This window comes from Streptomyces sp. NPDC060035, from assembly GCF_042736635.1.
GTDB lineage: Bacteria > Actinomycetota > Actinomycetes > Streptomycetales > Streptomycetaceae > Streptomyces.
On sequence record NZ_JBHWVO010000036.1, the window covers coordinates 47043 to 60478 of the forward strand.

The window sequence follows — 13436 nt, forward strand, 5'->3', positions numbered from 1 at the left end:
GGGCGCCTTTCGAGCGTGAGCCACCTGCTGGATGTTCAGTCTAGGGGTGGTACGAAAGGGTGGGGCAACCGGGAGGGACGACTTTGTACGCCATCGGGTTCGCCGGGCAGCCCCTCGGGCAGGGCAGAGGACGGAGTGCAGAACTGATCATCCCGCTGCTCCTTCCTTCAACTTGACGTACGGCCGGGCGAAACGGTTGCCCGCAAAACTCTTACGAAGCGGTTTCCCCACGAATCACTGCCAACACGCCGTCGAGTTCGTCCGGTTTCACCAGGACGTCGCGCGCCTTGGAGCCCTCGCTGGGACCCACGATGTTGCGCGATTCCATCAGGTCCATGAGCCGGCCGGCCTTCGCGAAGCCGACCCGGAGCTTGCGCTGGAGCATGGATGTCGAGCCGAACTGGGTGGAGACGACGAGCTCGGCCGCCTGGCAGAGCAGATCGAGGTCGTCGCCGATGTCCTCGTCGATCTCCTTCTTCTGCTTGGTACCGACCACCACGTCCTCGCGGAAGACCGGAGCCATCTGATCCTTGCAGTGCTGGACGATCGCCGCGACCTCGTCCTCGGTGACGAAGGCCCCCTGCATACGGGTCGGCTTGTTCGCCCCCATCGGCAGGAACAGCCCGTCACCCTTTCCGATGAGCTTCTCGGCGCCGGGCTGGTCGAGGATGACGCGGCTGTCGGCGAGCGAGGACGTCGCGAAGGCCAGCCGGGACGGCACATTGGCCTTGATCAGACCGGTCACGACGTCGACCGAGGGGCGCTGCGTGGCCAGCACCAGGTGGATACCCGCGGCGCGCGCCAGCTGGGTGATGCGCACGATGGAGTCCTCGACGTCGCGCGGCGCGACCATCATCAGGTCCGCGAGCTCGTCGACGATGACCAGCAGGTACGGGTAGGGGCTGAGCTCCCGCTCGCTGCCCTCGGGGGCCTTGGCCTTGCCGCTGCGCACGGCGTGGTTGAAGTCGTCGATGTGCCGGTACCCGAACGCCGCGAGGTCGTCGTAGCGCAGGTCCATCTCGCGTACGACCCACTGAAGGGCCTCGGCGGCCTTCTTCGGGTTGGTGATGATCGGCGTGATCAGGTGCGGGATGCCCTCGTACGCGGTGAGCTCGACCCGCTTGGGGTCGACGAGCACCATCCGCACGTCCTCCGGGGTCGCCCGCACCATGACCGAGGTGATCAGGCAGTTGATGCAGGAGGACTTACCGGAGCCGGTCGCACCCGCCACCAGGACGTGCGGCATCTTCGCCAGGTTGGCCATCTCGTAGCCGCCCTCGACGTTCTTCCCGAGCGCCACCAGCATGGGGTGGTCGTCCTCGGCCGCGTCCGCGAGGCGCAGGACGTCTCCGAGATTGACCATCTCCCGGTCGGAGTTGGGGATCTCGATACCGACAGCGGACTTCCCCGGGATCGGGGAGATGATCCGGACGTCCGGGCTGGCGACCGCGTACGCGATGTTCTTGGTCAGGGCGGTGATCCGCTCGACCTTGACGGCCGGGCCGAGCTCCACCTCGTACCGCGTGACCGTCGGGCCGCGGGTGAACCCGGTGACCGCCGCATCGACCTTGAACTCCGTGAAGACATTCGTCAGTGAGGCGACGACCACGTCGTTGGCGGCGCTGCGCGTCTTGCCGGGACCCCCGCGCTCCAACAGGTCGAGCGAGGGCAGGGCGTAGCTGATGTCGCCCGCGAGCTGGAGCTGCTCGGCGCGGGGTGGCAGCGGCTGGGAGCGCTCGGGGGCGGCCTTGGTCAGGTCGGGTACACCGCCCGAGGGCGACGACGCGGCCTTTCCGGCGCCCCGGTCACCCGCAGGAACCTTCTCGCCTGCCCTGGCCCCCGGCACGGGCGTCCCGGTCCGCTCGCGGTCCCGCTCCGCGGACACACCCTGCGTCAGATCGGCGACGACCGGCGAGGGCGGCATGCCGTTGAGAACCGCACCGTCGAGCGCGGCGGCAGCTGCGGCAGCCACGTCCACGGCGTCCATCGTGCGGTTCATGGCGGGCTGGGCGGAGCGCCGGCGCGGTCGGCGCCGCCTGGCCAGGGCCTCCCCCTCCGCGTGCTCCGGGTTCACGTCGCCGTCCTTCTCCGAACGGCGTGCCGGGGAGCGTCGCGAGCGTTCGGGCAGCGCTTCGCGCCATCGCTCGTCGTAGCGTTCGCCGTCGCTCCCGTCCTCCTCACCGGCCTCGTACACCGGGTCGACGATGCCGAGCTTGACGCCGAGCAGCCGCAGCCGCTGCGGAATGGCATTGACCGGGGTGGCGGTGACCACCAGGAGACCGAAGACCGTCAGAAGCAGAAGCAGCGGTACGGCGAGGACCTCGCCCATCGTGAAGACGAGCGGCTTGGAAGCGGCCCAGCCGATCAGCCCGCCCGCGTCCTGCATGGCGCCGGTACCGTCCTCACGGCCGGGTGATCCGCAGGCGATGTGGACCTGGCCGAGCACTCCGACGACGAGGGCGGAGAGGCCGATGACGATACGTCCGTTGGCTTCGGGCTTCTCCGGGTAGAGGATCAGCCGCACCGCGACGACGCCCAGCAGTATCGGCACGAGCAGATCGAGCCGGCCGAACGCGCCGGTCACGAGCATCTCGACGAGATCACCGACGGGCCCGCGCAGGTGCGACCAGGTGCCCGCTGCCACGATCAGCGCGAGACCGAGAAGCAGCAGGGCGAGGCCGTCCTTGCGGTGCGCGGGGTCGAGTCCCTTCGCACCGCGCCCTATGGAGCGGAACACCGCGCCCACACCGTGTGCCGTGCCCAGCCAGAGGGCGCGGACGAGTCGGTACACACCACCGGTGGGGGACGGCGCGGGCTTGGGCGCGGGCTTCTTGGCCACCGCCTTCTTGGCGGGGGCTTTCTTCGCGGGCGCGGTCTTCCTGGCGGGTGCGGCTTTCTTCGCCGGTCCCTGGGTACGGCCGGCACGCTTCGCGGTGCCCGCCGTGCCCTGGGAACCCTTGCCGGACGTACGTGAGGCCATGTGCCTGAGGTTACCGGTGTCGACGGCATGGGACACGTGTGCCTACCGCTTCACCCGACCGTGTCGCCCTGCACGGGCGCTGAACTGACGCGCCCTCAGCCGCTGCAGGTCAGCTCTGGGAGGGCAGAGCGGCCGCGGAGCCACCCGTGCCGGGCTCCAACGCGTCGAGTGCACGGCGCAGTCCGGTGAGCTTGCGCTCCAGATGAGCGGCGGTCGCCACGGCCGCGGCGTCCGCCGACTCGTCGTCCAACTGCTTGGAGAGCGCCTCGGCCTGCTCCTCGACCGCGGCGAGCCGCGCCGAGAGCTCGGCCAGCAGACCGGCCGGCTCCTTCTCGTCCGCGCCCGCGTGGGCGCCGCCCTCGAGCTGGAGCCGCAGGAGCGCCGCCTGTTCACGCAGCTGACAGTTCTTCATGTACAGCTCGACGAACACCGAGACCTTGGCGCGCAGCACCCAGGGGTCGAAAGGCTTCGAGATGTAGTCCACCGCTCCCGCCGCATAACCCCGGAAGGTGTGATGCGGACCGTGGTTGATCGCGGTGAGGAAGATGATCGGGATGTCCCGGGTCCGCTCACGCCGCTTGATGTGCGCGGCCGTTTCGAATCCGTCCATGCCTGGCATCTGAACGTCCAGCAGAATGACCGCGAAATCGTCCGTGAGCAGCGCTTTGAGCGCTTCCTCCCCTGACGATGCCCGCACCAGTGTCTGATCGAGCGCAGAGAGGATGGCCTCCAGCGCCAACAGATTCTCCGGTCGGTCATCGACCAGGAGGATCTTGGCCTTCTGCATCATGGCCCGTCCTCCTCGCCCCGGGATCGCACCGGGTGCCGCCCCAGGGGACGACTCCCTTGCGCCGTCCGTCCTTGTGCCGGTCATGGTAGCCGCACCCCGCCCGTCACCACACCCTGTCACCGCGATGTCACTGTGCACGTACCGGAAACGCGGTCGAAGACCAGAAGGTTCCCCGGATACCCCGCACTCACACCCTTTCGAGCAGAGCGGGTCGACACCGCATGAGAATTCCCTCCGCGTCCGGTCATTCTCCGCGCATCCACTTCTCCATTACCGCCAGAAGATGATCGGAATCGACCGGCTTGGTGACGTAGTCGGATGCCCCGCAGTCGAGGGCCTTCTCACGGTCGCCCTTCATCGCCTTGGCGGTCAGCGCGACGATCGGCAGTCCGGCGAACTGCGGCATCCTGCGGATCGCCGTGGTCGTGGCGTATCCGTCCATCTCGGGCATCATGATGTCCATCAGCACGATCGTCACATCGTCGTGCTGCTCGAGGACTTCGATGCCCTCGCGCCCGTTCTCCGCGTACAGCACCGACAGACCGTGCTGCTCCAGCACACTGGTGAGCGCGAAGACATTGCGGATGTCGTCGTCGACGATCAGCACCTTCTCCCCGTGGAAGCGGAAAGTGCGGCGTGGTTCGGACTCCTCCCGCGCTCCCTGCACCCACTCCGCCTGCGGGGAACTCGCCTCGCCGCTCCTGCCGTTCGCCAGGGCCGGGCGCTGCACCGACCCGCCCAGCGCCTTGCGCCGGCGCCGGAACATCCCGGCGGAGTTGGCCGGATCCCCCAGGGGCAGCTCGGTACGGGTCCGCTGTGAGGCTTCCAGATGGAGAGCTCCTTCGGCGGAACTCCCGTGGACCTCGATGGGGCCGGGCCCCATCTGCGGATAGCCCTGCGGCGGCAGCTCGCTCGGATGCAGCGGCAGATACAGCGTGAACGTCGAACCGCGCCCCGGCTCACTGGCGGCGTGGATCTCGCCGCCCAGCAGACGGGCGATCTCACGGCTGATGGAGAGGCCGAGGCCCGTTCCGCCGTACTTGCGGCTCGTTGTGCCGTCAGCCTGCTTGAAGGCTTCGAAGATGACCAGCATCTTGCTGGACGCGATGCCGATTCCGGTGTCGGTGACCGAGAACGCGATGAGGTCCCCATCGGCGTCACGCAGCGAACCGGCCTCGAGCAGATGCTCCCTGATCGAGTTCGGCACATCTGCTCCGGCGGGCCGGATCACCAGCTCCACGGCACCGCTGTCGGTGAACTTCACCGCGTTGGACAGCAGATTGCGCAGCACCTGGAGCAGCCTCTGCTCGTCGGTGTGCAGCGTGGCGGGCAGCTCCGGAGACACCCGTACGGAGAAGTCGAGCCCCTTCTCCGCGGTGAGCGGCCGGAAGGTCGCCTCCACGTAGTCGACCAGCTGGACCAGAGCGATCCGGGTCGGGCTGACGTCCATCTTGCCCGCCTCGACCTTGGACAGATCGAGGATGTCGTTGATCAGCTGGAGCAGGTCGGACCCCGCCCCGTGGATCGTCTCGGCGAACTCCACCTGCTTCGGCGAAAGATTGCCCTCGGCGTTGTCCGCGAGCAACTTGGCCAGAATCAGCAGCGAGTTGAGCGGCGTGCGCAACTCGTGCGACATGTTCGCCAGGAACTCGGACTTGTAGCGCATCGAGACCGCGAGTTGCTCGGCGCGCTCCTCCAGGACCTGCCGGGCCTCCTCGATCTCGGTGTTCTTCACCTCGATGTCGCGGTTCTGCTGGGCCAGCAGCTCGGCCTTCTCCTCCAGTTCGGCGTTGGATGCCTGGAGCGCCTTCTGCCGGTTCTCCAGCTCCTCGGACCGGTCGCGCAGCTGCTCGGTGAGCTCCTGGGACTGTTCCAGCAGCTTCTCGGTCGTCGTGTTGACGCTGATGGTGTTGACGCTCGTCGCGATCATCTCTGCGAGCTGATTGAGGAAGTCACGCTGGATGTGGGTGAACGGCTGGAACGAGGCCAGTTCGATCACACCGAGCACCTTGCCCTCGAAAAGCACCGGCAGCACGATGACGTGCGCGGGCGGTGCCTCGCCGAGGCCGGAGGAGATCTTCAGATAACCCGGCGGCACATGATCCACCTGAATCGTCCGCTTCTCCTCGGCCGCCGTGCCGATGAGCGTCTCTCCGGGCCGGAAGGAAGTCGGCATGGAGCCCGCGGAGTAGCCGTAACTGCCGCGCATGCGCAGCTCGTACGCACTGTCCTTGCCGCCGTCGGCTCCCACCTCGACCCCGTCACCGGTGGCCATGGCCAGGAAGAACGCACCGTGCTGGGCGGACACGACCGGCGTCAGCTCGCTCATGATCAGCGAGGCGACATCGTCCAGGTCGCGGCGGCCCTGCATCAGGCCCGAGATCCGGGCGAGGTTGCCCTTGAGCCAGTCCTGCTCCTTGTTGGCCAGGGTGGTGTCACGCAGGTTGGCGATCATCGTATTGATGTTGTCCTGCAGCACCTGGATCTCGCCGGCCGCATCCACGTCGATCTTGAGATTGAGATCACCCCGGGTCACCGCGGTGGCGACCGCGGCGATGGCACGCACCTGACGGGTCAGGTTTCCGGCCATCTCGTTCACCGACTCGGTGAGGTCGCGCCACGTACCGTCGACGTCGCGGACCCGGGCCTGACCGCCGAGCTGCCCCTCGGTACCCACTTCGCGGGCCACCCGGGTGACCTGCTCGGCGAAGGACGAGAGCTGGTCGACCATCGTGTTGATGGTGTTCTTCAGCTCCTGGATCTCACCGCGCGCATCGATGTCGATCTTCTTCGTGAGATCGCCCTTGGCGATGGCCGTGGTGACCGTGGCGATCTGGCGGACCTGACCGGTCAGGTTCGACGCCATCGAGTTCACCGACTCGGTGAGGTCCTTCCAGGTGCCCGCGACACCCGGGACGCGTGCCTGGCCGCCCAGCTCGCCCTCGGTGCCCACCTCGCGCGCCACCCGGGTCACCTCGTCGGCGAACGAGGACAGGGTCGTCACCATCGTGTTGACGGTGTCGGCGAGTTCGGCGACCTCGCCGCGTGCCTCGACAGTGACCTTCTTGGTCAGGTCGCCGTTGGCGACCGCGGACGAGACCCGCGAGATGTTACGCACCTGGCTGGTCAGGTTGTTGGCCATCAGGTTGACGTTGTCGCTGAGGTCCTTCCAGATGCCCGTCGCACCGCGTACCCGGGCCTGACCGCCGAGGATGCCTTCGGTACCCACCTCACGGGCGACTCGCGTCACCTCGTCGGCGAAGTTGAGCAGCTGGTCGACCATCGTGTTGACCGTCGTCACCAGTTCGAGGATCTCGCCCTTGGCATCGACGGTGATCTTCTTGGAGAGATCTCCCTTGGCGACCGCCGTGGTCACCTCGGCGATGTTGCGGACCTGGAGCGTCAGGTTGTTGGCCATGCCGTTGACGGACTGTGTGAGGTCCTTCCACGTGCCGGAGACGCCCTGCACCTCCGCCTGACCGCCGAGGATGCCCTCCGTGCCCACCTCGCGGGCCACCCGGGTCACCTGCTCCGCGAAGTTCGAGAGCTGGTCGACCATCGTGTTGAGGGTGTTCTTCAGCTCCAGGATCTCGCCCCGGGCATCCACGTCGATCTTCTGCGACAGGTCACCCCGCGCCACCGCCGTGGCGACCTGCGCGATGTTGCGGACCTGGGCGGTGAGGTTCCCCGCCATGCCGTTCACCGAGTCGGTCAGATCACGCCACACGCCGGCCACACCGGGCACCTGTGCCTGGCCGCCGAGCCGCCCGTCCGTGCCCACCTCGCGGGCCACGCGAGTCACCTGGTCGGCGAAGGCCGAGAGCTGGTCGACCATCGTGTTGATGGTGTTCTTCAGCTCCAGGATCTCGCCCCGGGCATCCACGTCGATCTTCTGCGACAGGTCACCCCGCGCCACCGCCGTGGTCACCTGGGCGATCTGACGCACCTGGGACGTCAGGTTCCCCGCCATGAAGTTGACGGAGTCGGTGAGCTCCTTCCACGTTCCGGAGACGCCGTCGACACGCGCCTGGCCGCCGAGGCGGCCCTCGGTGCCCACGTCACGCGCCATCCGGGTCACCTGGTCGGCGAAGTTCGACAGCTGCGCCACCATCGTGTTGACGGTGTTCTTCAGCTCCAGCATCTCGCCGGCGACATCGACGGTGACCTTCTGCGACAGGTCACCGTTGGCCACCGCCGTCGTCACCTGCGCGATGTCACGGACCTGGCCCGTCAGGTTCCGGAAGGCGGTGTTCACCGAGTCGGTGAGGTCCTTCCAGGTGCCTGCCGCTCCGGGCACTTCGGCCTGTCCGCCCAGCCGGCCCTCGACGCCGACCTCCCGGGCGACCCGTGTCACCTCGGAACCGAAAGCCTGGAGCTGGTCGACCATCGTGTTGACGGTGTTCTTCAGTTCCAGCATCTCGCCGGCCACGTCGACGGTGACCTTCTGCGTCATGTCACCGCTGGCCACCGCGGTCGTCACCTGCGCGATGTCACGCACCTGCGTCGTCAGGTTGCGGAAGACCGTGTTCACCGAGTCGGTGAGGTCCTTCCAGGTGCCCGCGGCGCCCGGCACCTGTGCCTGGCCGCCGAGCAGGCCCTCGCCACCTACCTCGCTCGCCACACGCGTCACTTCGTCCGCGAAGGTACGCAGCGTCTCGGTCATCTGGTTGATCGTCTCGGCGAGCTGCGCGACCTCGCCGCGGGCGCTCACCGTGACCTTCTGCGACAGGTCACCATTGGCGACCGCCGTCGTCACCTCTGCGATACCGCGCACCTGGGACGTCAGGTTCCCGGCCATGGTGTTCACGGAGTCCGTGAGGTCCTTCCAGACCCCGGCCACCCCCGGCACCGTCGCCTGTCCCCCGAGCTCGCCCTCCGTGCCCACCTCACGGGCGACCCGGGTCACCTCGGAGGAGAACGACGACAGCTGGTCGACCATCGTGTTGACGGTGTTCTTGAGCTGAAGCATCTCGCCGGCCACATGGACGGTGACCTTCCGCGACAGATCACCCTTGGCCACCGCCGTCGTCACCAGGGCGATGTCGCGCACCTGGGCGGTCAGCCGGTACGCCATGGTGTTCACGGAGTCCGTGAGGTCCTTCCACGACCCGGACATCCCGCGCACCTGGGCCTGCCCGCCGAGCTTGCCCTCGGTGCCCACCTCGACCGCGACCCGCGTCACCTGTTCGGTGAACGCGGACAGCTGATCGACCAGGTTGTTGACCGTCCGGGCGACCTTCAGGAACTCACCGCGCAGCGGGCGTACCGTCTCGTCGGCCGTGTGCGACCGCAGTTCCATCCGCTGCTCGAGGTCACCGTCGGCGACCGCGGAAAGTACCCGTCCTACCTCGGACACAGGGCGCGCCAGATCATCGACGAGCTCGTTGGAGGCATCGATCGCAGCTGCCCAGGAGCCCTCGCAGGCGCCGGTCTCCAGGCGCTCGGTGAGCTTCCCCTCACGTCCGACCACGCGGCGTACGCGCGCCAGCTCGCCGGTCAGATGGAGATTGCGGTCGGCAACCTCGTTGAAGACCGCCGCGATCTCCGTGAGCACGCCGTCACCCGAGACGGTAAGCCGCCTGCGGAAATTGCCGTCGCGCATCGCCACGAGAGCCGCGAGCAGTCTGTTCAGAGCTGCCGCATCCACGTCGATGGTCCCATTGCGCTGTTTCTTCACGGACTGTCCGCCTTTTGTGCGCGTTCCTGAACCCCGCGCCGCCACGCCAGACTCCACCGTGTCCCTCCCGCAGGGGTTGACCGTATCGCTCGGGCCTTAACCGGAAGCTTGCCCACTTCCACTTTGACTCACCGCCACAGCACACCGTCGACGGGTGACTATGCGGACGTCAAATCGTTGAAACGTACCAGGCCGGAACCGGACGGGGTGCAAGCTCCCACGGTTGCCTCATTTCCCTCACCAGGGGCCCCATACTTGTGCGCCCCTGCACAACCGCCGGTGGCCTGGGCGCCCAAGTCGGCCCTCCTGTGCACGGGACGCCGGGCAAGCGTCTAGCCTGGCAGGCGAATCGAAGCGGCGAGAAACGGGCACAGGACTCGGGGAAGCGACGAGACACCATATGGGGAGTGCTGTGATCACCGCGCGCGCGGCTGCCACCTTCGATCCGGTCGGACGCTCGGTGGCGACCGCCCGCGCATTTGTCCGCGACACCCTGCAGGGGTGGGGTTACACCGACGTCGTCGACGACGCCGTCGTCCTTACCAGCGAACTCGTGACCAACGCGGTGGTGCACGCGGGCACCGCCGCCGATGTGCTCTGCCTGCGCACCGAGGACGGCGTACGCGTCGAGGTCTCCGACCACTACCCGGAACGCGAGATCCCTCTTCAGAGCTCCGGTCTGGATTTCGGCAGCCCGGATCGGGAAGGCGGCCGCGGCCTGCTGCTCTGCGCCGCGCTCGCTTCCCGCTGGGGCGTCGAGTACACGCCGACGCACAAGCAGGTCTGGTTCCAGCTCGACCTTCCCGAACGCCCCGTGGGCATCCGCTCCGCGGGTCCCGTCCTGCCCACGGCCCTGCTGCCGGTCACCGACGAGCGCGTACGTGTCGCTGTCGTCCAGATCGACCGCTCCGGCTCCATCGCCGCGTGGAACGACGACGCCGCCTTCCTTTTCGGACACGCCGCCGAGCAGGTCATCGGCAAGCAGCTCACCGACTTCGCCGCCTGGCCGCACACACCGGGCACGAACACCGGCATCGTCGATGCCCTGCAGCTCTCCAGATGGGAGGGCAGCTACGGCATCCGGGGCGCCGACGGGCGCGTCATCCCCGTCTACGCCTCTCATCTCAGAGTCCGCGACACCCAGGGCGAACCCTCCACGGTCTGCCTTCTCGTACGCGACTACGAGCGGGCCGTGCTCCAGAGCCCTGTGCGCGCCCCGGTCTCCGACACATCGGCGGACAACCGCGCCACGGACCCGTTCGAGGTCTTCATCGGTTCCCCCGCCCCTGACGACCTCGACGGACTGCTGCAGCGCACGGTCGAACGGGCGCGCGACATGTTCGACGCGGATTCCGCCTTCCTGCTGCTGGCCACCGACGACGAGACAGAGCTGGAGGTACGGGCGACGACCGGACTTCCCTCGGCTCGCCAGCGCTTCGCCCGGGTCCCCGTCGAGGCCGGAACGGGCCGTTACGGCTCCGCCCGCATGCCCGCGGTCCACGAGGACCTCGCAGCCGTACCGGGTGCCGTTCCGCTGCTCACCGACACCGGGATGCGCTCCGTCGTCACGGTCCCGCTCAAGGTCGAGGGCCGGCTCACCGGCTCCCTGGGCGTCGCGGCCGAAGCAGCCGGCCGGTACACCAACGAGGAGGCCCTGCGGCTTCAGTTCGCCGCCGACCGCATCGCGCTGGCCGTCGAGTCGGCCCGGCTGGGCGAGCTGGAGCGCCTGCGCCGCGGCTCGCTGTCCTTCCTCGTCGAGGCGTCCGATCTGCTCGCCGGTACGCTCGACAGGGACCAGACGCTGGCACTGATGGCCCAGATGACGGTACCCACGCTGGCCACTTGGTGCGCCGTCTACACCATCGCCGACCAGTCCTCGGAGCCGTACCTCTCCTACGTGCTCCACGAGGACGAGGACCGCATCGACGGTGTCAAGGCCCTGCTGTCCTCCATCGACCCGCCGGACCCCGTCCCGGCCCCGGGCGCCCGCATCTGGCCCGCACCCGCCGCAGCAGCCCACAAGGCGGCCCTTCGCACGTCCACACGCAGCCTCGGCAGGGATGCGCCCTTGAGCATGGGGGCAGCCGCACGCACCACGCTCGCGACGGCCGCTGCCGTGGGCGGCGAGACCGTGGTGCTCCCGCTCGTGGCGCGAAACCGCGTGATCGGCATGCTCACCCTCGGCAAGCCGTCCGACGACCACTTCCGCCAGGAAATCCTGGAACTGGCCGAGGACCTGTCCCGGAGGGCCGCTCTGGCCCTCGACAACGCACGCCTCTACTCGGAGCGCATGGCGATCAGCCAGTCCCTCCAGCGCAGCCTGCTGCCCCCCGGCCTGCCCGACGTGCCCAACGTCGAGATCGAGGTCATCTACCGCGCGGCGGGCGAGGGCAACGAGGTCGGCGGCGACTTCTACGACGTGTTCCCCATCCGTGACGGCGCCTACGGCTTCGCCATCGGTGACGTCTGCGGTACGGGACCGGAGGCCGCGGCCGTCACGGGCCTCGCACGCCACGCGCTGCGGCTGCTGGCCCGCGAGGGGTTCGGCGGCCCTGCCGTACTGGAACGACTCAACGCGGCCATCCTCGACGAGGGTGCCCGCAGCCGCTTCCTCACACTGCTCTACGGGGAGTTGTGGCCCCAGGAGGACGGCAGCGCGCTGCTGAAGGTCGTCTGCGCCGGCCATCCGCTTCCGCTGCGCCTGCGGCAGGACGGCTCCGTGGAAGCGGCGGCCGAACCTCAGCCGCTGCTCGGTGTGATCGAGGACCTGGAGCTCTATGAGCAGGAAGTCACCCTTGAGCCCGGTGACGTCCTTCTCTGCGTCACGGACGGCGTCACCGAACGCCGTGAGGGAACCCGCATGCTCGGCGACGACGGCCTGGCCGATGTCCTTTCCATGTGTACGGGCCTGACGGCCGGCGCGGTGGCCGGCCGCATCCTGCGGGCGGTGGAACGCTTCGCCGCCGAGCCCGCGTCGGACGACATGGCCATCCTCGCCATGCGCGTCCCGGAGCCGCAGACGTTCTAGCCAGGACGTGTCCGGCCGGCATGCCTCCATGACGCGCCGGCAAGCATCCAGCGACGGTGCGGGTCCCGGGCTGCCGTGCCGTCGCACACCTGGGGCCGTGGTCGGAGGAATTCGACGGCTACGGCCCTCGTAACGTCCCCACCGGCGGGCATGCGCTGCCACAACTGGCAGATGGCCATTGATCAGGGGCGCAGCCATAGTCGAATGGCGGCGACGGGGACCGTCCCGTGACACGCATAGGCCCTCCTGTCATAGCGGGTCGCGACTGCGCGGAAGACCGTGAGCCGGTTGATCGTCCGCTCTGCTTCGTTGCGGCGTCGGTAGAGCTCTCTGTCGAAGCTGGTCGGCGGCTGCCCATGCTGCCTCGGCGCCGACGGTCGGCCAGCTGGTCCTTGGGTTCCGGGATGGTCTGCTTGATCTGGCGTCTTCGCAGGTAACGCCGGTTTCGACGGGACGAATAGGCTTTCCCGGCGTCGCAGAGAGTGCCGTCGGAACCGGGACGCGGGCCGGTCGTGATGGGAACGCTGCCGAGAAGTCTCCCCCGGCGCGCTGCACAGGCTGCGCCAGGACTCGCATCTCATGAACCTCCGGGTACGACAAAGGCCCCCGCCGATGGCGGGGGCCTTTGTCTTTGCTTGAGCCCCAATGCGGAATCGAACCGCAGACCTTCTCCTTACCATGGAGACGCTCTACCGACTGAGCTATTGGGGCCTGTCGCCTTGCGGCAACGAGGTAAAGCATACCCCGAACGAAGGGGCGTTCAAAACCACCCAGCTCGAAGTTTCCGTGCTTCCTTCAAGGGTGACGAATGAGCGGCGGATGAAGGCCGGCAGGGTGTCGCCGGCACACTCTTCCGTAACCGGTTCGTGAACGCAGAAAAGCCCCGTGCCACAAGGGCACGGGGCTTTCCCGGAATAATTGTTCGGCGGCGTCCTACTCTCCCACAGGGTCCCCCCTGCAG

The 13436-nt window shown here is 68.1% G+C and carries 4 protein-coding genes, 1 tRNA gene and 1 pseudogene; 1 reads left to right on the top strand and 5 read right to left on the bottom strand.

Annotated features, from left to right (window positions below; translation table 11 throughout):
- Nucleotides 1-211 precede the first annotated feature (211 nt).
- From ACFWBQ_RS34660 to ACFWBQ_RS34670, 3 genes are all read right to left on the bottom strand, one after another.
- Nucleotides 212-2980, bottom strand: a complete 2769-nt coding sequence (locus tag ACFWBQ_RS34660) for a DNA translocase FtsK (RefSeq protein WP_385506589.1) — start codon at nucleotides 2978-2980, stop codon at nucleotides 212-214.
- Between the two features lie 109 nt (nucleotides 2981-3089).
- Nucleotides 3090-3770, bottom strand: coding sequence for a two-component system response regulator (locus ACFWBQ_RS34665; protein ID WP_385506591.1), 681 nt, complete (start codon nucleotides 3768-3770; stop codon nucleotides 3090-3092).
- 244 nt (nucleotides 3771-4014) lie between these two features.
- Nucleotides 4015-9447 carry a HAMP domain-containing protein gene (locus ACFWBQ_RS34670; RefSeq protein ID WP_385506594.1) on the bottom strand — a complete coding sequence of 1811 codons (5433 nt, stop codon included), beginning with the start codon at nucleotides 9445-9447 and terminating at the stop codon, nucleotides 4015-4017.
- Between the two features lie 400 nt (nucleotides 9448-9847).
- Between ACFWBQ_RS34670 and ACFWBQ_RS34675 the strand changes: the two genes are divergently transcribed.
- Nucleotides 9848-12475 (top strand): SpoIIE family protein phosphatase, encoded by a 2628-nt coding sequence (locus ACFWBQ_RS34675; protein ID WP_385506597.1) that lies wholly within the window; start codon nucleotides 9848-9850, stop codon nucleotides 12473-12475.
- A 182-nt stretch (nucleotides 12476-12657) separates the two neighbouring features.
- Here ACFWBQ_RS34675 and ACFWBQ_RS34680 read toward each other — a convergent pair.
- Nucleotides 12658-12998, bottom strand: a pseudogene (locus ACFWBQ_RS34680) (IS5/IS1182 family transposase); the annotation flags it as partial.
- Between the two features lie 115 nt (nucleotides 12999-13113).
- Nucleotides 13114-13186 (bottom strand) — tRNA-Thr (locus ACFWBQ_RS34685).
- Nucleotides 13187-13436: the final 250 nt, after the last annotated feature.

Bases quoted from the DNA above. Each gene is read 5' to 3' on its own strand.
- ACFWBQ_RS34660 (WP_385506589.1), bottom strand. From the start codon at position 2,980: ATGGCCTCACGTACGTCCGGCAAGGGTTCCCAGGGCACGGCGGGCACC.
- ACFWBQ_RS34665 (WP_385506591.1), bottom strand. From the start codon at position 3,770: ATGATGCAGAAGGCCAAGATCCTCCTGGTCGATGACCGACCGGAGAAT.
- ACFWBQ_RS34675 (WP_385506597.1), top strand. From the start codon at position 9,848: ATGGGGAGTGCTGTGATCACCGCGCGCGCGGCTGCCACCTTCGATCCG.